The 16,978-nt window shown below is 70.4% G+C and carries 20 protein-coding genes; 9 read left to right on the top strand and 11 right to left on the bottom strand.

The window, feature by feature from the left end:
* Window positions 1-85 precede the first annotated feature (85 nt).
* The gene (locus AB0I59_RS26720; protein WP_358137106.1) at window positions 86-589 is read left to right on the top strand and encodes a MarR family winged helix-turn-helix transcriptional regulator; all 504 of its coding nucleotides are present in this window, start codon (window positions 86-88) and stop codon (window positions 587-589) included.
* 137 nt (window positions 590-726) lie between these two features.
* Here AB0I59_RS26720 and AB0I59_RS26715 read toward each other — a convergent pair whose 3' ends face one another.
* The 3 genes from AB0I59_RS26715 to AB0I59_RS26705 form a co-directional block, all read right to left on the bottom strand.
* Window positions 727-1,521 carry a putative protein N(5)-glutamine methyltransferase gene (locus tag AB0I59_RS26715; protein ID WP_061254588.1) on the bottom strand — a complete coding sequence of 265 codons (795 nt, stop codon included), beginning with the start codon at window positions 1,519-1,521 and terminating at the stop codon, window positions 727-729.
* A 354-nt stretch (window positions 1,522-1,875) separates the two neighbouring features.
* Window positions 1,876-2,466 carry a TetR/AcrR family transcriptional regulator gene (locus tag AB0I59_RS26710; protein ID WP_358137103.1) on the bottom strand — a complete coding sequence of 197 codons (591 nt, stop codon included), beginning with the start codon at window positions 2,464-2,466 and terminating at the stop codon, window positions 1,876-1,878.
* Window positions 2,467-2,702: 236 nt separating this feature from the next.
* Complete coding sequence (locus tag AB0I59_RS26705) at window positions 2,703-3,431, bottom strand: helix-turn-helix transcriptional regulator (protein WP_358137242.1); 729 nt, start codon at window positions 3,429-3,431, stop codon at window positions 2,703-2,705.
* Window positions 3,432-3,602: 171 nt separating this feature from the next.
* Between AB0I59_RS26705 and AB0I59_RS26700 the strand changes: the two genes are divergently transcribed.
* Window positions 3,603-4,370 carry an MFS transporter gene (locus AB0I59_RS26700; protein WP_358137239.1) on the top strand — a complete coding sequence of 256 codons (768 nt, stop codon included), beginning with the start codon at window positions 3,603-3,605 and terminating at the stop codon, window positions 4,368-4,370.
* Window positions 4,371-4,459: 89 nt separating this feature from the next.
* Here the strand turns inward: AB0I59_RS26700 and AB0I59_RS26695 are convergent, their stop codons facing one another.
* The 3 genes from AB0I59_RS26695 to AB0I59_RS26685 form a co-directional block, all read right to left on the bottom strand.
* Window positions 4,460-5,068, bottom strand: a complete 609-nt coding sequence (locus AB0I59_RS26695) for a TetR/AcrR family transcriptional regulator (RefSeq protein ID WP_358137099.1) — start codon at window positions 5,066-5,068, stop codon at window positions 4,460-4,462.
* Window positions 5,065-5,388, bottom strand: coding sequence for a DMT family transporter (locus AB0I59_RS26690; RefSeq protein WP_061254583.1), 324 nt, complete (start codon window positions 5,386-5,388; stop codon window positions 5,065-5,067). The genes AB0I59_RS26695 and AB0I59_RS26690 overlap by 4 nt, the downstream gene beginning before the upstream one ends.
* A 150-nt stretch (window positions 5,389-5,538) precedes the next feature.
* The gene (locus AB0I59_RS26685; protein ID WP_358137094.1) at window positions 5,539-6,228 is read right to left on the bottom strand and encodes a DJ-1/PfpI family protein; all 690 of its coding nucleotides are present in this window, start codon (window positions 6,226-6,228) and stop codon (window positions 5,539-5,541) included.
* A 261-nt stretch (window positions 6,229-6,489) separates the two neighbouring features.
* Here AB0I59_RS26685 and AB0I59_RS26680 point away from each other — a divergent pair, with 261 nt between their 5' ends.
* The gene (locus tag AB0I59_RS26680; RefSeq protein ID WP_358137092.1) at window positions 6,490-7,521 is read left to right on the top strand and encodes a GlxA family transcriptional regulator; all 1,032 of its coding nucleotides are present in this window, start codon (window positions 6,490-6,492) and stop codon (window positions 7,519-7,521) included.
* Here AB0I59_RS26680 and AB0I59_RS26675 read toward each other — a convergent pair.
* The 4 genes from AB0I59_RS26675 to pdxR all read right to left on the bottom strand — a co-directional run bounded on the left by AB0I59_RS26675 (window position 7,506) and on the right by pdxR (window position 11,707).
* Window positions 7,506-7,673 carry a hypothetical protein gene (locus tag AB0I59_RS26675; RefSeq protein WP_358137089.1) on the bottom strand — a complete coding sequence of 56 codons (168 nt, stop codon included), beginning with the start codon at window positions 7,671-7,673 and terminating at the stop codon, window positions 7,506-7,508. The two genes, AB0I59_RS26680 and AB0I59_RS26675, sit on opposite strands and share 16 nt — an antisense overlap.
* A gap of 68 nt (window positions 7,674-7,741) precedes the next feature.
* Complete coding sequence (locus AB0I59_RS26670) at window positions 7,742-8,461, bottom strand: MerR family transcriptional regulator (protein WP_358137086.1); 720 nt, start codon at window positions 8,459-8,461, stop codon at window positions 7,742-7,744.
* Window positions 8,462-8,493: 32 nt separating this feature from the next.
* Entirely contained in the window at window positions 8,494-9,918 is a 1,425-nt protein-coding gene (locus AB0I59_RS26665) for a serine hydrolase domain-containing protein (RefSeq protein WP_358137083.1), read from the bottom strand.
* Between the two features lie 229 nt (window positions 9,919-10,147).
* Window positions 10,148-11,707, bottom strand: coding sequence for a MocR-like pyridoxine biosynthesis transcription factor PdxR (pdxR, locus tag AB0I59_RS26660; RefSeq protein ID WP_358137080.1), 1,560 nt, complete (start codon window positions 11,705-11,707; stop codon window positions 10,148-10,150).
* Between the two features lie 153 nt (window positions 11,708-11,860).
* Here pdxR and AB0I59_RS26655 point away from each other — a divergent pair, with 153 nt between their 5' ends.
* The 3 genes from AB0I59_RS26655 (at window position 11,861) to AB0I59_RS26645 (ending at window position 15,036) form a co-directional block, all read left to right on the top strand.
* Complete coding sequence (locus tag AB0I59_RS26655; RefSeq protein WP_061254569.1) at window positions 11,861-12,526, top strand: mycothiol-dependent nitroreductase Rv2466c family protein; 666 nt, start codon at window positions 11,861-11,863, stop codon at window positions 12,524-12,526.
* Window positions 12,527-12,542: 16 nt separating this feature from the next.
* Window positions 12,543-13,901, top strand: a complete 1,359-nt coding sequence (locus AB0I59_RS26650; protein ID WP_082776716.1) for an MFS transporter — start codon at window positions 12,543-12,545, stop codon at window positions 13,899-13,901.
* A 142-nt stretch (window positions 13,902-14,043) separates the two neighbouring features.
* Entirely contained in the window at window positions 14,044-15,036 is a 993-nt protein-coding gene (locus AB0I59_RS26645) for a radical SAM protein (protein WP_061254567.1), read from the top strand.
* Between the two features lie 39 nt (window positions 15,037-15,075).
* Here the strand turns inward: AB0I59_RS26645 and AB0I59_RS26640 are convergent, their stop codons facing one another.
* Window positions 15,076-15,555 (bottom strand): ArsI/CadI family heavy metal resistance metalloenzyme, encoded by a 480-nt coding sequence (locus AB0I59_RS26640; RefSeq protein WP_061254565.1) that lies wholly within the window; start codon window positions 15,553-15,555, stop codon window positions 15,076-15,078.
* Window positions 15,556-15,675: 120 nt separating this feature from the next.
* Here AB0I59_RS26640 and AB0I59_RS26635 point away from each other — a divergent pair, with 120 nt between their 5' ends.
* The 3 genes from AB0I59_RS26635 (at window position 15,676) to AB0I59_RS26625 (ending at window position 16,967) form a co-directional block, all read left to right on the top strand.
* The gene (locus AB0I59_RS26635; protein WP_061254564.1) at window positions 15,676-16,059 is read left to right on the top strand and encodes a metalloregulator ArsR/SmtB family transcription factor; all 384 of its coding nucleotides are present in this window, start codon (window positions 15,676-15,678) and stop codon (window positions 16,057-16,059) included.
* Between the two features lie 118 nt (window positions 16,060-16,177).
* Window positions 16,178-16,681 (top strand): GNAT family N-acetyltransferase, encoded by a 504-nt coding sequence (locus AB0I59_RS26630; RefSeq protein ID WP_061254561.1) that lies wholly within the window; start codon window positions 16,178-16,180, stop codon window positions 16,679-16,681.
* Complete coding sequence (locus AB0I59_RS26625; protein WP_358137075.1) at window positions 16,641-16,967, top strand: hypothetical protein; 327 nt, start codon at window positions 16,641-16,643, stop codon at window positions 16,965-16,967. The genes AB0I59_RS26630 and AB0I59_RS26625 overlap by 41 nt, the downstream gene beginning before the upstream one ends.
* The last annotated feature ends 11 nt before the right edge of the window (window positions 16,968-16,978 follow it).

Below are 16,978 nucleotides of genomic sequence, written 5' to 3'. Positions count from 1 at the left end.
AACGTTAAAATGTTCAACGTTGATAAATTTAGCGGCGGTATGATCAATGTCAAGGTGTTCGAGACCGGGACGAGAGAGTAGTGGGATGGAAGACAGCGTTGACCTGCGGTTGGATCAGTGGCGAGCCGAGCGGCCCGACCTGCCGCTGGGAGCCATGGGAATCATCGGTCGTGTCCAACGCGCGGCGCTCATCTTCGAGCGTGAGCTCCGGGATCACTTCGCCGCACACGATCTCCAGATCGGCGAGTTCGACATGCTGGCCACGTTGCTCCGCTCAGGCCCGCCGTATCGGCTCACCGCCGGTCATCTGGTCGCCTCGTCGATGAAAACGTCCGGGGCGATCACCAACCGGATCGACCACCTGGTCGCCAAGCAGCTCGTCACGCGTGACGTCGATCCCGACAATCGCCGCCGCGTCCTCATCGCGCTGACCGAGACCGGAAAGGAGCTGGTCGACCGCATCGTCGATTGCCACGTCGCCCTCGAAGAACGCCTCCTCGAAGGCATGGAGCCACAGGCCCGAGACGACCTCACTCGCCTCCTGCGCACGCTCCTGATCACTCTGGGCGACACCGCTCCGCTGAAGTAGGCCGCGCGCAGGCCGGCGATGCTCGCAGGTCTTCGGAGCAGAACACCGTCGACGCCACTCATGACGTACCTCGACCCGCAAGGTAACCGCTGACCAGCCCTATTGGCTCGATGCGCGTCGGAGACCGTCCGCCCTGATCAGGAGGTGGACCGGGTTCCGATGACGGCGGTGGCGTCCAGCTCGTCGGAGCCGGCCACCCGCGGGATCAGCCCGGCACGGGTGACGGCCTCGACGGTCCGTGCCGCCTGCCGTTCGCTCGTCTCGACCAGCAGGCAGCCGTCCGGCGCCAGCCAGAGAGGCGCCTCGGCGATCACTCGGCGTACGACGTCGAGGCCGTCCGCGCCGCCGTCGAGCGCGACCCGCGGTTCGTGGACGCGAGCCTCCGGGGGCAGCAACCCGATCGCGTCGGTGGGGACGTAGGGTGCGCTGGCGACCAGGATGTCCACGCGGCCCCGCAGCGTGACGGGCAGCGGCGCGTACAGGTCTCCTTCGTACACGTGGCCGCCGGTGGCGGCGAGATTGCCCCGGGCGCACCGTACCGCGGCTGGGTCGATGTCGACGGCGTGTAGTTCGGCCCGGTCCAGAGTCGCGACCAGGGCGGCGCCCATCGCGCCCGAGCCGCAGCACAGGTCGACGACGACGGCTCCGGGCCGGGCGAGCGCGGCGGCCTGGCGGATGAGGAACTCGGTACGAGGTCGGGGCACGAAGACTCCGGGGTCCACGGCTATGCGAAGACCACAGAAATCGGCCCAGCCCAGGACGTGTTCGAGGGGCAGGCCGGCGACGCGCCGGTCCACCATGGCGGCGAGATCGGCCGGGGTGCGTGCCGTGGAGACGAGCAGTCGCGCCTCGTCCTCGGCGAAGACGCAGCCGGCGGCCCGGAGAGTGGTGACGATGACAGACAGAGAGTGAAGCGGCGGCAGAGCCGACATGGGAGCCTTCCGGGGAGCCGATGTGGGCGCTCCCGCGGTCACCTACGTCAGAGGGACCGCTCGGCTGTGAGATGGGAGCACCCAGCCTGATACAGGGGAATGGGTCTCACCTCCTCGGAACGATCACTGCCAGGGGCGGCAACGCTACCAGAGTCGCTCTGGTGGCGCACGCGGCCGCCCCCACACCCGAGCCCGCGAGTACATCCGCGACCGGACCTTGGAAGGTCACGAGTCCGCCCGCCGGCGAGGCAGAAGCATCGGTGGGGCGAGCGTCACCGACGACGCGGTGCCGTCGATGGCCCTACGCCCGCGGGATCGGAACACGTCGGCCTCCGGCGGCCTCGGGGCGGGTGTTCACCGCTTGGCGCGGGTGTGCGCGGCGTCGAGTACGAGCGAGAGGAGACGGCCGGGGCGGTCGGGGTCGTCGTCGCTCCGGGCGGTGGACAGTGCGATGCCGACGACGAGCTGGAGCAGGTCGCCGGGTGCCAGGTCGGCGCGGGCCGTACCCGACCGCTGGGCTCGGACGAGCAGGGCCGCCATCGCGTCCAGCAGCAGCCGGTGGCAGTCGAAGCCGGGAGTGTCCGGTTCCTCGATCATCTGGGCGCCACCCAGTCCGTGGTTGACACGGGCGTGGACCAGGAACGCGCCCAGCCATTCGGCCAACGCGTCGTCGGCGGAATCGGCGGTCGACAATCGCTCCGCATGCGAGCACAAGGTCTCGATCCGGTCCTTGAGCACCGCCGTCAGCAGGGCGCTCCGGGTGGGAAAGTGCCGGTAGAGGGTGCCCGGCCCCACGCCCGCCCGGCGGGCGATCTCGTTGAGCGACGCCTCGGGCCCCGACTCGGCGAACGTCTCCCGCGCCGCGGCCACGAGGAGGTCGTAGTTGCGGCGCGCGTCCGCACGCCGCTGCCGTCGCGCGGTGATCTGGCCGTCCGCTGTGGTCATCGTCCCATTCTCGGCCATCGCCCATGAGGTGCCGACCACTACGGGTCAGCCAACCGGAGAGCTTCTCCACCGTCCATGATCTGGACGGTCATCCGATGCCTGCCCGCGGGCCGCCGGCAATCACCGCACACTGATCCACCTCGGACTCACCCACACCGGCGGCGTCTGGACCCTTGAGCCGACCACCGCCTGACCGCAGGCACCCACCCATGCACGACAGGCCTGGACCAAGATCTTCAGCGATCTTCTAGGGCTCCACCGCCGCCGTGAAGCGCGCCGCCATCGCCGTCACCGCCGCCCGGAGTTCCGGCCCGCCCTCGGCGCGAAACCCGAACGGCATCCTCGCCAGCCACTCCTGCGCATACCACTCCGGGTCGCTCGTACTGCCGATCAGCACGCACCCGTCGCCCGACTCCTCCAGTCGTCCCATGGGGGGGACTGACCCACCGCGCCACCTCGGACAGGGCGGCGTCGAACACCACGCGGGTGAGGTACTCCCGGCCCGTGCCCAGGTTCTCCTCCAGCGCCGCCACCGGGTCGAGGTCGTCGGGCGGTTCGAACACGCCGGTCGTCTGATGGACCGCGCCGATCCGGTCGACCCGGTACGTGCGGATCGCGTCCGCGCGATGCGAGCGGCACAAGAGGTACCAGCGCCCGTGGCGGACGACCACCGCCCAGGGGTCCACCTCTTTCTCCGATTCCTTCCGTGATTCGCTCCGATACGCCATCCGCACGCTCCGTCGGTCCGCGGACGCCGTGACCAGTGCGCTGGTGGTGGCCGGATCAGGCCGAGCCGAGTACGGGTCGGGCGCGGCCGACGCATGGTCGCGCAGCGTCGCCGCCTGCCGGCCGACCTTCTCCGGCAGCGCTCGGATGACCTTGCTCAGCGCGCTTCCCACGAGCTCGTCGGCGTCGTCGAGCGCCACCATGACCAGCGCCAGTGCCTCCGCTTCCGTGAAGACCACCGGTGGCAGCCTCGTCCCGCGTCCCAGCCGGTACCCGCCGTACGGGCCTCGGGTCGACTCGACCGGGATGCCCGCCTCCCGGAGGATCCCGATGTACCGGCACGCGGCCCGCTCCGTGACACCCAGCGACGCGGCGAGCTCGCCTTCGGGGTGTTCCGGTTCGCGACGAACGTGGGCGCTGCCCTGGGCGGCGTCATCGGCGGCGTGCTGGCCGGCACCTCCTTTGTGGGGCTCTTCCTGGGCAATGCCGTCGCGTGCCTGCTGTTCGGCGTGGTCGTGGGGGTGCTGCTGCGGGATGCGCCCAAGGCGCGGTCCGACCAGGACGACGCGGGCACCCAGGCGGACCGGCCGGTGGGGTACCGGCAGCTGCTCGCCGACCGCGCCCTGGTGCGGTTCCTGCTGATGACCGTGTTCGCCGAGTTCGTCTACATCCGGTCCACCGTCGGCCTGCCCCTGCACGTGAGCGACGTGGGACTGAGCGAGCGCGACTTCGGTCTCCTCATCGGGCTCAACGGTCTGCTGGTGTTGGTCCTTGAGCTGCCCATCACCGGTGCGGTCTCCCGGTACCGGCCGGAGTACATACTGGCCATCGGCAACCTGATCACCGGTGTCGGTCTCGCGCTGACCGGGTTCATGACCGGCATGGTCCCGCTGTCGGCGACCGTGCTGGTATGGACGCTCGGCGAGATGATGACCAGCTCCATCTCCCAGGCATACCTGGGAAGTCTGGCTCCGCCGCGGATGGTCGGGCGTTACCAGGGGTTGCACGGCGTCGCGTACACGACCGGTACGGGCGCCGGACCGCTCATCGGCGGCGCCGTGTACGCGATCGGCCCATGGGCGCTGTGGGCACTGGTCGGCGTGGCCGGGCTGCTGTCCGCCCAGCTCTGTCTGCCGCGCCGCCGCGCGGCGTCCACAGTTCGCGAACCGGATTCCTGACCTGGGGTGAGGCGATGAACGACGCGACGGAACCTCGCCCGGCGGACGCGACGGGAAAGGGTCCACCGACGGCGTGCCTCATCGGGAATTCACACGGCGATCGCGCGCAGCGCACGGGTCACCATGCCTCCGGCGTGCTCCAGGGATCCGGGCCGGGCCTCGACGATGTGCTCCAGCCAGAGGCCTGACACCAGCGTCGCGACGAAGCGGACCTCGGCCTCGCCGCAGGGGCGGCCGGCCTGTTCGAGCAGCGTCCGTACGATGTCGTGCCACCCGTCGGTCCAGGTCCGGGCGATGTGCTGCAGGGCGGGTTCGCGGCCCGCCTGCAGGTACAGCTCCCAGAGCCCGAGTTGGTGGCCGCGATCCGCGGCGTACGTCTTGAGGAGCACATGGGCCAGCTCGGCAAGAGAGTCCGGCCCGGGTCGGGTGAGAGAGGTCCGCATCAGCCTCAGGTCACGTTCGACGAGCAGGGCGAATGCCCGGGCCACCAACTCGTCCCGCGAGGAGAAGTAGTAGGTGGTCGCCGCGGGCGGGACGCCCGCCCGCTCGGCGACCGCCCGGTGGGTGACCGCAGTGAACCCGCCCTCGCCGAGAAGGGCGACGGCCGCGTCGAGCAGTGCCTCCTTGCGGCGTACCGCCCTCTCCTGGGGCTTGCGCTCCGGCTTCTCGCCGTCCTCGCGCGGGGCCCGGCCTCTCAATGGGCGCCCGAAAGGTTCAGCAACACGACACCACCGATGATGAGCAGGATTCCGCCCATCTTCGCCAGATTCATGCTCTCGCCCATGAAGGCCATCCCGATCAGGGCGATCACGGCGGTGCCGACGCCGGACCACACCGCGTACGCGACGCCGAGCGGCATCTGCAGTTTCAGGGCCTTGGCCAGCAGCACGAACGACGCGATGTATCCGACGATCATCAGGGCGGACCACCCCTTGTGGCTCAGCCCGTCGCTGAACTTCAGGGCGGTGGTCGCGACGACCTCCGAGGCGATCGCGGCGGCGAGCAGGAGCCAGGCCATGGGGAACCTCCGTCAAAAGCGGTACGCTTGTCCAACTTTAACGGAAATATCCCTATTTATCGGGGTAGATGAGTGGCAGACGGGTGGCCGTGCCCGCTGTTCATCGGCCGTTCGGCAACGGTTCGACGGCAGGTTCGGAAGGACCCGAGATCAGGCCGTCAGGCGTCCCAGCAACTCGGGGTGGTCGGCCAGCGTGGTCGCGAGCAGGCCGTCCACGATCGGACGGTAGGACGGAATGTCCACGCCGTCCCAGTCGATCCCCCCGAGCGGCGGTTGAGGGTCGTATTCGATCCAGAGCTGGACCATTCTGGCCGTCTCCTCCCCCGTCAGCCGTTCCACCAGGGCGAGGGCCATGTCGATCCCGGCGGCCACGCCCGCGGCGGTGATGATCCGCCCGTCCTCCACCCAGCGCTCGGCGACCGGGACGGCGCCGAAGCGTTCCAGCAGATGTCGCATCGACCAATGGCCGGTGGCCCGGCGCCCCTCGAGCAGTCCCGCCGCCCCGAGCAGCAGTGAGCCGGTGCACACCGAGGCGACGAGGTCGGCGCCCACCGCCGCGCGCCGGATCCGCTCCAGGAACGTGTCGTCGGCGAGCGCGGCCATCGTCCCCTCCATGCCGCCGGGGACGATGAGCACATCCGGTTCCGGGATCTCGTCGAAGGTGTGGCTCGCCACCAGGCCGAGCGGGGTGTCGCTCGGCAGCGGAGCGGTGCCCTCCGCGAGCACCACCACCCGGTACCGCGGGTCGAGTTGGGAGAGGCCGGTGACGACCTGGAGCGGGCCGACGACGTCGAGCACGGTCAGGCCGGGATAGAGCACGAAAGCGATGGTCTTCGTCATGCCGCCACGCTCACACCGGCTCCCTCGGCGCCTCAACCCGAGCGTCGCCGTGTGTCCGGAATCCGGGGATCCCTGTCGGACGGACCCATCCTGTACGCCTCCGGAGCGGCCGGGGGAACGCCGACGCCGGCGGAAGGCCAGGATGGGCGGGACGGGTCAGAACGGGCCGGGACGGGAAGGGCGCGAAACGGTGCGGCGCGGCGCCGAGCAGACGCACGCCGCCCCGGCACGCGTACGGGCGCGACCAGAGGAGGCCGAGCGGTGATCGAACGGCGGGTGGTCGTGGTCGGCTACGACGACGCCGAACTCATGGACATCGCGGGGGTGACGACCCCGCTGCACGCCGCCAACCGGCTCGGCGGGCAGCCGCCGTACCGGATCGGTCTGGCGACGCCGGGCGGCCGGGCGATCACCTGCGGAAGCGGGCTCGTCCTCCAGGGACAGGAACGGCTGGAGCGCCTGACGGGCCCCATCGACACGCTCGTCGTGGCGGGCGGGGACGGGCACGAGGCCGCGGCCGAAGACCGGCGGCTGGTCGCCCACGTACGGCGGCTGGCCGGGGAGAGCCGCCGGGTCGCCTCGGTGTGTACGGGGGCGAGCGTGCTGGCCGCCGCCGGCCTGCTCGCCGGGCGCAGGGCCACCACCCACTGGGCGTACGCGCGCAAGCTCGCGTCGCTGCACCCGGAGGTGACCGTGGATCCGGCACCGATCTACATCCGCGACGGCCGGGTGTCCACGGCGGCCGGGGTGACGAGCGCGCTTGACCTGACGCTCGCCTTCATCGGCGAGGACCACGGCCCCAAGCTGGCCAGGGACGTCGCCCGGGGCCTGGTGACCTACCTGCAACGGCCGGGCAACCAGGCGCAGATGAGCATGTTCGTCGCGCCGCCCTCCCCTGAGCACGCGGTCGTGCGCCGGATCGTGGATCACGTCGGCTCCCATCTGGACGGCGATCTCGACGCCGCGACGCTGGCGACGCTCGCCGGTGTGAGCGAACGCCATCTCGCCCGGCTGTTCGGCGCGCACATCGGCGAGAGCCCGGCGAGGTTCGTCCGGCGGGTCAGGACGGAGGCGGCCGCCCACCTGCTCGCCTCCACCGCGCTGCCGTTGCCCGTGGTCGCCCGCCGGTGCGGGTTCGGCTCGGCCGAGACGCTCCGCGAGGCGTTCACCGGCCGGTACGGCCTACCGCCCAGCCGCTACCGCGCCGCCCACGCGATCTCGGCGGAACCCGGGACCGAGGCCCGCCCAGGTGAGCGAGGCCGAGCCGCAGGGCATGCTCATCCACCCGGCTGAGGTGCGCGCCGGGCGATCAGCGCCACTATGCCGTCGAGCAGGCGGTTGAGGCCGAACAGGAAGTCGGCGTCCTCCGTCCAGCCTTCGGATTCTCTGAACAGCCCGTGGCGCATCATGGCCGACAGGGCCGGGTACGTCTGGGGGTCGAGCACCTCGCCGTAGTCAGCGCCCCCCGTGATCCCGGTGGCATCGGGCTTCGGAGCGGCGCGCGCAATCGAGGCTAGCCTTTCATGAGTTGGGCGAGGCGGTCCCAAGCTGGGGATGAGGCTCCGGGCTGGGATTGCGTGGCCAATCGCGCGATGGTCGGGTTGCGGACGGGATGGGTCTCGGATCGGCTGTGGTGCTTGGTGAACCAGTTCCGGGTACGGTCCGCGAGTGCGGGGAGGCGGGGATCGCTCGGCGACCAGACGTAAGCGGCATCATGTTCGAGGTAGAGGGCGCAGAACTCAGGATTGGTCATGAGCTCGCGTTTTTCGGTGATCCACAGGCAGGCGTCCTCGGGTGAGGCTGTCTGCATGAGGATCCAGCCGTCGCGTTCCAGGTGCATCTGGCGCTCGCTGACGCCGAGTTCGCGCAAATCGTCGAGATAGTCGGCGACTTCCGCGGAAACGAAAAGCCGGTCCCCGCCGCGCAGTTGGGCGAGTTGATCGCGGGTTCGCCGCAGCTGCGCGATGCGGTCTTGGAGGTTGTGGTCGATCTCGGCGATGGCTGCCGCGAGCGTGTCCGGGTCGGCGTCGAGGAGATCTTTGATGCGGGCCAGTGGCACGCCCGCGTGCGCCAGAGTCCTGATCTTGACGAGCTTGATGGCATGCTCGGCGGTGTAGCGCCGGTAGCCGGACGAGTCGCGGTCGGGCTCGGCGAGCAGAGCGCGCTCGTGATAGTGGCGGATGGCTTTGATGGTCACTCCGGCATAGTCCGCGAGCTGGCCAATCGTGAGCATGCTGGACATCCTTCCACTCCGGCGAGGAGCGGTCAGGCCCGGCGGGTCAGGCGGCCACCGCCGTTGCGGAAGCGCGCCTGGCCGTCGCGGATGTCGTGATAGGAGACGAGCAGCAGCCGCAGGTACCCGTCGAACGCTTCCAGCGGGTAGCCGGCGGGCGCGAACAGGCCCCGCCGGATCGGCACGTAGCGCTGCGGCGGAGCGGAGGTCATGCCGCCGGCGAACTCGGTGAAGATCCGCTCCTGCGACTCGTCCGCCGGTTCGTAGGTCGTGCGCTCCTCGAGCCGGCCGTCGACGATGCTGACGTCGACGCGGAGCTGGTTGGAGCGGTAGGTGCCCACGTAGGGGGTCAGGTCGACATCCTGCTCCAGTTCGGTGAGCAGCCTGGGGATCTGGACACCGAGGTGCTCGCTCAGCAGCCACTGCAGGAGCCGGTCCTGCAGCATGATCGCCCCCGGGTTGTTGCCGTAGGCGGCGAAGACCAGGTCGTGCTCGGGGAGGACGCACAGGAGGGAGACACCGCCGGGCGAAGCACCCGACATGGCCAGGACGGTCGTGTCGCCGAACGGGTACAGCACCCAGCCCAGGCCCATCGGCGGGATGTTCGGGCTCTCCATGTCGTACGAGACCTGCTGCATCAGCGCGGTCGACTCGGCGGACAGGACGTGCGTGCCGGAAGGGGAGACACCACCCGCGAGATGGGTGCGTCCGAAGGCGAGCAGGTCGGCGATGGTGCCGATCGGCGTGCCACCGGCCGGCCCCCAGGTGTCGGGCAGCGTGAACATGGCCGTGGGCTTGGCCGTCATGGTCTCGGGGTCCAGGAAGTGGCCGACAGCGGTGCTGCGCAGGATGGCCTGCTCGGAGGAAGTGCTGGAGTCCTTCATGCCGACCGGGGCGTAGATCTCGCGTGCGAGCAGGTCGTGGAAGGGCAGACCGGTCACCACTTCCAGCAGGCGGCCCGCGACGATCATGCCGCCGTTGGAGTAGCTGAGCTGCTCGTCGGGTTCGAACAGGGTGCCGCACCTGTTCGCGAGGCCGTGGACGTAGGTCTTCAGGGCGTCGCGGCCCTTGTCGTCGGGGAAGTACAGGTCCGCGTCGATGCCGTTGGTGTGGCCGATCAGGTGCCGAACCAGGATCTTGTCCGCCGCGCCCGGTGCGGTCAGGCCGAAGTCGGGCAGGTACTTCACCACCGGCGTGTCTAGGTCCAGCAGTCCACGGTCGACCTGCTGCAGGACCAACGTGGTGGTCAGGACTTTGGTGACGGAGCCAAAGAGGAATCCGGTGTCTGGTCGCATCGGCGCGCCGGTGGCGACGTTCGCGGTGCCGTAGGCGACGACGATCTGCTCGCCGGCGTGGTAGACGCCGGCGATGAACCCGGGGACGTTGTTGGACTCGCAGTAGGCGACGGCCTGCTCGCGGATCTGTGCTTCGACGGTGTGCCGTGCGTTGTCGTTCATGCAGAGAATCGTCGAACCTTGACCTTGGGGCAAGGTCAAGCCCGGGACACGGAGAATCGGTGAGCTTCTTCGGTCGTCAATGCGAACGCTGACGACAGCGCCGCCAATCGGCACATCCTGATCAACAAGCGATCCGTCATGGAGACCGGCCCGGTCAGCAAGGTCTGGATCACCGCGGCCTCCCATGGCCAGACGGCCCCTCTGGCCGCCGGGGACGCACCGACCTCGGTCAGGAGGGACGGAAGCTCGCCGCCAGCCGGCGTAGGCCCTCCTCGATCCTTTCCGTCTGGATCCGGCCGTATCCGAGCACGAGTCCCTGCTGGGCGGGAGCCTCCCCGTAGTAGGTCGCGAGGCTCTCCACGGCGACGCCCGCCGCCCTCGCCCGCGCGAGGGCGGCGTCGATGTCCACGTCGATGTCCGCGCTTATGCCCACGCCCGTGCCCGCGCTCTGGTCCGCGCGTCCCGCTGCGCCTTCCGTGACTCGCTCTGTCCCCGACCCGGGGACGAGCCTGGCGCACAGGTGCAGGCCCGCGGCCGACGGCACCGGCCGGAACAGGCCCGCGAAGTCGCGCAGGAGCGTCGTGATGATCAGCTCACGGCGCGCAGCGTACTCGCGGGTGGCCTTGCGGATCTGCCGGCCAAGCAGGCCCTCGTCGATGAACCGGGCCAGCGCCGCCTGGGTGATGACGTCGCCGTGCCAGTCGGTGAGCCGCTTGGCGCTCCGCAGCGCGGCCCTGAGCGAGGCCGGGGCGATCAGGAATCCGACGCGCAGCATCGGCAGGAGTGTCTTGGAGAAGGACCCGACGTAGATGACCCGGCCGTCGTGGTCGAGGCTCTGCAGCGGTTCGAGCGGCCGGCCTCCGAACCGGAACTCGCTGTCATAGTCGTCCTCGATCACTGTCCCGCCACGCCGCCGCGCCCACGCGAGCAACGCGGTACGGCGTTCGAGCGACATCGGCGCACCCAGCGGGAACTGGTGCGACGGCGTCACGTAGACCAGCCGGACGGCGGGCGGGATGGCGGCGACGTCCAGCCCTTCGGAATCGACCGGCACCCCGGTCACCCGTGCGCCCAGGGACCGGAACAGCAGCCGGGCCGGTGGATAGCCGGGCTCCTCGACGGCCACGTGGTCTCCCGGCTCGATCAGCACCCGGCCGATGAGGTCGAGGGCCTGCTGCGCCCCCTGGGTGACGAGCACGTCGTCGGGCTCCGCGCGCACCGAACGGGAGATCCCGACATAACGGGTTATCGCCGCGCGCAGTCCGGCGTGCCCGGAGGGATCGCCGTAGGTGCCCGCGCGTATGGCGGAGGGCCGCAGTTCGCGAGCCACCAGCCGTCGCCATGTCGCCAGCGGGAACAACTCCGGGTCGGGCGCCCCCAGCCGGAAATCGTACGTGGGCTCGGGTGCCTCCTCGGAGCGGAGGGGGACGGGAATCTCCCGCCACAGGCGACGCGGCCCGGCACCACCGTCTCCCTCCGACCGGTCTTCCCGTGGACGGCCGGACCTGCCCGTGGCCGGCGACCCGGCAGTCGCCGTCCTGATGGGCATCGGCCTGGCGGTGACGAAGGTCCCCGCGCCGGCGCGGCCTTCGAGGAAGCCCTCGGCGGACAGTCGCTCGTACGCCAGGGCCACCGTGTTGCGCGACACCTCCAGCCGCCGGGCCAGCTCACGCGTCGGAGGCAACCGCTCCCCGGCGCGTAGCCGGCCGTCGAGTATGGCGTCGACCAGTTGCCGGTATATGCGGGCGGCGAGATCGCCACGGCCCGCGAGGCTCACATGGAAGTCCACCGCACACACCTTATTCGGCCCAATCAGATTGCTCGATATTGGCTCTGCCATTGGGCCAACCCGGCTCCTACGTTGGTGTCGGCGGGCTCTGCCGCCTTGCCGGCGAAGTACGGCTTGCCAAAAAGTACGGCTTGCCGCGAAGCACGGCAGAACATGCCGGAACGCGACAGAACGATCACGGAAAAGACAAGAGGAGAAGGTGACGTGACGACCGCCGACATGTGGTTCGACCCGAAATGCCCGTGGGCCTGGATCGCGTCACGCTGGCTGCTCGAGGTCGAGCGGGTGCGGGACATGCGCGTGCGCTTCCACGTCATGAGCCTGGCGATGCTGAACGACGGCCGCGACGACCTGGAGGAGTGGTATCGGGAATGGCTCCGCGACGCCTGGGGCCCGGTACGGGTCGCCGTCGCGGCCGAGCAGAAGTACGGCACCGAGGTGCTGCGTGATCTCTACACCGCGCTCGGAACCCGGATCCACCTGGACAAGGCACCCATCGGCCGCGAGCTGTACGTCGCCGCGCTGGCCGAGGCCGGACTGTCCACCACGCTTGCCGACGCCGCGGACGGCACGGAGTACGACGAGGCGCTGCGGGCCAGCCACCGCGCGGGACTGGACCCGGTCGGTGAGGATCTCGGCACGCCGACGATCCACGTCCCCGGACCGGACGGCCGCAGGATCGCGTTCTTCGGGCCGGTCGTGACCCCCACTCCCCGAGGCGAGGCGGCCGGGCGGCTCTGGGACGGCGTGCTCCTGACCGCGGGTACCGAGGGCTTCTCCGAGTTGAAGCGGGCCCGCGTCCGACCGGTCGTCGGCTGAGGCCGCGGGGCGACCGATGTTTCGCCGGATCCTCCCACCGCAGGGACCGCCGCGCGTACTCGCTCAGGCGCAACTCGCCGGCTCGGTCGGCGACGGCGCGTTCATCGTGTGCTCGGCGTTGTTCTTCACCCGGATCGTGGGGCTGTCTCCGGCCCAGGTCGGCTTCGGTCTGACCCTCGGCTGGGCCGTCGGCTCCATGGCCGGAGTCCCGCTCGGACATCTCGCCGACCGCCGCGGACCTCGAGGCACGGCGATCCTGCTGGCGGCCGCGACCGCCGTGGCCGTCGGATCGTTCCTCCTCGTCCGGTCCCCATGGGCGTTCACGATGGCGGCCTGTTTCTACGCGAGCTGCCAGTGCGGTCTCGCCGCCGCCAGGCAGGCGCTGCTCGCCGGGCTGGTGGATCGCAGGCGGCGGTCCGAGACGCGGGCGTATCTCCAGTCGACGGCCAACGGCGGCCTGGCGATCGGTGCGGCGCTCGGCGGGGTGGCCCTGCAACTCGACGACCGCAAGGCGTATCTCGCGATGTTCGTCATGGACGCGGCGAGCTTCCTCGTGACCGCTCTTGTGCTGCGTCGCCTGCCGGCGGTGCCGACCGCTGTCTCGTCGTCGCCGCCCTCCACCGCGCCGTCGGATTCGGCCGCCCCGGTTGCCCCGGCCGTCACCGCCGGAGGCCCGAGGCTCGCCGTGCTCCGGGACCGGCCGTACGCGCTGGTCGCGTTCATCAACATGATCATGCTGTTGTACATGCCGCTGCTCAGCCTGGTTCTGCCACTGTGGATCGTGTCGCACACCGCCGCCCCACACTGGACGGTGTCGGCTCTGCTGGTCGTCAACACGGTGAGCGTCGTGCTGTTCCAGGTACGTGTCGCCCGCCGGGTGACCGGGCTGCGCACCGCCTCCCGGCTCGTACGGCACTCCGGCGTGGTCATGCTCGCCGCGTGTGCGGTCTTCGCGCTGTCGGCCGCCGGGACCTCGGCCTGGGTGGCGGGAGCCGTACTGCTCGCGGGGGCCGTCCTGCAGGTGATCGGCGAGATGACGCTGTCGGCGGGTGCCTGGGAGATCGGCTTCGACCTGGCACCCTCGGACAAGCAGGGCCAGTACCAAGGCTTCTTCGGCAGCGGCGTGGCGATCGCGCGAATGCTGGGCCCTCTGCTCCTGACCACGCTGATCATGGGCTGGGGTGCGGCGGGCTGGCTGCTGCTCGGCGGTGTCTTCCTGCTGGCCGGCGTGGCGATGGGCCCGGCCGTCCACTGGGCGGAACGAACCCGAACGCCGCAGCCCGAAGCGCCGGAGGACACCACACGGGAAATCGCCCCGCAGAGGCTCGAACGGGACACCGCCGAGCCGGAGACAGCTCCGGTGCGGCGTAGCTGACTTCGGCGGCGAGGACGGGCGCCGGTGACCGGATCGAGGCCCGCGGTGAGGTCGCGGAGAGTGACATGAAGAGTGACGGCGGCGCATCCGAGTACGTCGATTCCCTTGGCGTACCGGTCGAATGCGTGTTCTACTGAACGTCATGCATGCCGTGCAGGAGTCGCTTCTCGACGCCGCGCCCCCGGTGATCGAGCGGCCACGGATCGAACGGCAGGCGGTCACCCGGACCTTCGACGGCGTCACCTGCCACGAGGTGCGGGCGCGCAGCGCCGTCGAGCGGGTGCCCGAAACGGCGGAGCTGCCGTTCCAGTGGAGTGTGAGCCCCTACCGGGGGTGTGAGGGCGCCTGCGCCTACTGCGCGGCCCGGCGCGGCCACCGTCAGCTCGGCCTCGACGCGGGCGCCGGATTCGCCTCGACGATCGTGGTGAAGACCGGCCTGGCCGACCGGCTGCGCCGCGAGCTGGCCGCGCCGAGATGGGAGGGCGCGCCAGTCGCGCTCGGCCTGGCGGGTGACTGCTACCAGCCGGTGGAGGAGATCTACCGCCTGATGCCGTCCATCGTGCGGGCGCTCGCGGACGCGGGAAACCCGTTCACCGTGCTGACGAAGAGCCCGCTCATCCTGCGCGATCTCGATCTGCTGCGCGAGGCGGCGAAGGTCGCCCCGGTTCGCGCGGGGGTCTCGGTCGGGTTCGTCGACGACCGGGTACGCCGATCGGTCGAGCCGGGAGCCGCGACCCCGCAGCGCCGCCTGGAGGTGTGCGCCGAGCTGAACGACGCGGGCATCCCCTGCGAGGTGCTGATGGCGCCGATCCTCCCACTGATCACCGACTCCCCCGACCATCTGCGTTCCACCGTGCGCAGGGCGGCCGAGGCCGGGGCGGTGAGGGTGACGCCCATCGTGCTGCGGCTGCCCACGGGTGCCCGCGAGTGGTACCTCGCGTGGCTGGAGCGCGAGCATCCCGGGCTCGTCCCGCGCTATCAGGCCCTGTACGGCAGGAGCCCCACCGCCGACGCCGACTACCGGACGCGGATCATCGCTCAGGTCAGGAGCCTGGCCGAGGCATACGGCATCGGCCGCGACAGCCGCCGCTGGCGCCGCCGCCGCTCCCCCGCCCGACAGCTGACGCTCGCCTGACATCCGTGCGGCTGCGGGGCAAGGAGCGATGCGGCACGGTCAGCAGCATCCGCCAGTCGTCGCAGTGGTCGGCTGGGCCTCCTCGGCGTCGGGGCTGCCGCAGGCGCAGGGGGCCGACGGGTCGCCGGCCGCGGCGGACTTGCCGAGGGTGTCCGCGTCGGCCTTGACCACATACACCTCCCACGGCTCGCGGCCGGGGCCGTGCACCCACACCTTGTCCTGCAGCGCGTAGCAGCAGGAGGTGTCGTTCTCCTCGAAGGTGGCCAGGCCCGCCTCCTTCAGCCGGTCGGTGGCGGCGGTGACCTCGTCGGTGGAGGAGACCTCGACGCCGAGGTGATCCAGGCGGGTCTCCTGCCCGGCCTCCCCCTCGATCAGGACGAGCTTGAGCGGCGGCTCGGCGATCGCGAAGTTGGCGTACCCCTCCCGGCGCTTGGCCGGCTCGGTGCCGAACAGCTTGGAATAGAAGGCGATCGAGCCTTCCAGGTCGGCGACGCGCAGGGCGAGCTGGACACGGGACATGTGATCCTCCTCGGACGTAGGCGGTGGCGATCCACCACCCGAACCGCTGTTTAGATGAACGTCTAACCGGAACCTCGCCGCCAGATTGCAGCCTGCTTAGAAATCTGTCAAGTTAGATGTATGTCGAAACAAGCGCTGCCGGTCATCCAGCCCATTTCGAGCGACACCAGCGGCGGGGCCTGCTGCGCGCCACTGGCCTGCGAACCCCTCCGCCAGGCCGAGGCCGAGGAGCTGGCACCGCTGTTCAAAGCCATCGCCGATCCGGTACGGCTGCGGCTGCTGTCGCTGATCGCCTGCCACGAAGGCGGCGAGGCATGTGTGTGCGACCTGACCGACGCCTTCGACCTCACCGGCCCGACCATCAGCCATCACCTGAAGGTGCTCAGACAGGCCGGCCTCGTCGACTGCGAGCGGCGCGGCACCTGGGTCCACTACTGGATCAACCCCGCCTCGCTGGAGCGGCTGTCGGCGATCCTGGCCCCGCGCATGGCGGCGACGGCATGACCGACACAGCTCGACGAACCCGCAGGCCAGGGTGTGGAGGCTGTCCGCCAGATTCGTGTGACATGATCAAGAAGTGCATTCGCGGCCTCATCGCCGAGATACTTCCCAGAGGGCACCGATGACCACTGACGGCCTGCGCATCGCAGCCATGACGAGCGAGCACGCCGATGAGGTGCTCGCGATCTACCAGCTCGGCATCGACGAAGGCCAGGCGACCTTCGAGACCGCCGCCCCGACCTGGGTGCAGTTCGACGCCGCGAAGCTGCCCGCCCACCGGCACGTCGCTCTGGACAGCGACGGGCGGGTGCTGGGCTGGACCGCCGCCTCGGCGGTGTCGGACCGCTGCGCCTACGCCGGTGTGGTCGAGCATTCGGTCTACGTCCACCCCGGCGCGCGCGGCCGAGGCGTCGGCCTCACGCTGCTCCGGGCGTTGATCGCCTCCACCGAGGCCGCCGGAATCTGGACCATCCAGTCGGGGATCTTCCCGGAGAACATCGCCAGCCTCGCCCTGCACGCCCGCGCCGGCTTCCGGGTGGTCGGAACCCGTGAGCGCATCGGCCGTCACCACGGTGTCTGGCGCGATGTCGTCCTCATCGAGCGGCGCAGTCCGGTCGTCACCTGAACCAGGGACTCCCTGGCAGCATCAGATCGGCGGCTATCGGTGGCTGGCCGGCCTGCCTGTCTTCGAGTCCGGGCCGGTCCTCGACGAGGCGACCGCGCACCGGCCGCTCATCCTCGCCACGGGACTGCCGGGAGACGCCCACATCTGCCGCCCGTTCCTCGTGCACGCGGCCCAGCGGCATCGCGGGACGAGGCCCTGGTTCATGTCGCGGACACCGATGTTCCTCAGCACGCTCAGCCCGTACGGCTCCACGCCGCTGGGCCGGCTTGCCTGGAGAAACGGATGATTGGGCCGGTT

The organism is Microtetraspora glauca, from assembly GCF_040656155.1.
Taxonomy (GTDB): domain Bacteria; phylum Actinomycetota; class Actinomycetes; order Streptosporangiales; family Streptosporangiaceae; genus Microtetraspora; species Microtetraspora glauca.
The sequence above is the reverse complement of the archived record's forward strand: the minus strand, read 5'-3'. Positions and strand labels throughout refer to the sequence as shown.

Coding starts and splice junctions, on each gene's coding strand:
- AB0I59_RS26720 (WP_358137106.1), top strand. CDS start 86: ATGGAAGACAGCGTTGACCTGCGGTTGGATCAGTGGCGAGCCGAGCGG.
- AB0I59_RS26715 (WP_061254588.1), bottom strand. CDS start 1,521: ATGTCGGCTCTGCCGCCGCTTCACTCTCTGTCTGTCATCGTCACCACT.
- AB0I59_RS26710 (WP_358137103.1), bottom strand. CDS start 2,466: ATGACCACAGCGGACGGCCAGATCACCGCGCGACGGCAGCGGCGTGCG.
- AB0I59_RS26690 (WP_061254583.1), bottom strand. CDS start 5,388: ATGGCCTGGCTCCTGCTCGCCGCCGCGATCGCCTCGGAGGTCGTCGCG.
- AB0I59_RS26685 (WP_358137094.1), bottom strand. CDS start 6,228: ATGACGAAGACCATCGCTTTCGTGCTCTATCCCGGCCTGACCGTGCTC.
- AB0I59_RS26670 (WP_358137086.1), bottom strand. CDS start 8,461: ATGCTCACGATTGGCCAGCTCGCGGACTATGCCGGAGTGACCATCAAA.
- AB0I59_RS26665 (WP_358137083.1), bottom strand. CDS start 9,918: ATGAACGACAACGCACGGCACACCGTCGAAGCACAGATCCGCGAGCAG.
- AB0I59_RS26655 (WP_061254569.1), top strand. CDS start 11,861: ATGCCGGAACGCGACAGAACGATCACGGAAAAGACAAGAGGAGAAGGT.
- AB0I59_RS26650 (WP_082776716.1), top strand. CDS start 12,543: ATGTTTCGCCGGATCCTCCCACCGCAGGGACCGCCGCGCGTACTCGCT.
- AB0I59_RS26645 (WP_061254567.1), top strand. CDS start 14,044: ATGCATGCCGTGCAGGAGTCGCTTCTCGACGCCGCGCCCCCGGTGATC.
- AB0I59_RS26640 (WP_061254565.1), bottom strand. CDS start 15,555: ATGTCCCGTGTCCAGCTCGCCCTGCGCGTCGCCGACCTGGAAGGCTCG.
- AB0I59_RS26635 (WP_061254564.1), top strand. CDS start 15,676: ATGTCGAAACAAGCGCTGCCGGTCATCCAGCCCATTTCGAGCGACACC.
- AB0I59_RS26630 (WP_061254561.1), top strand. CDS start 16,178: ATGACCACTGACGGCCTGCGCATCGCAGCCATGACGAGCGAGCACGCC.
- AB0I59_RS26625 (WP_358137075.1), top strand. CDS start 16,641: ATGTCGTCCTCATCGAGCGGCGCAGTCCGGTCGTCACCTGAACCAGGG.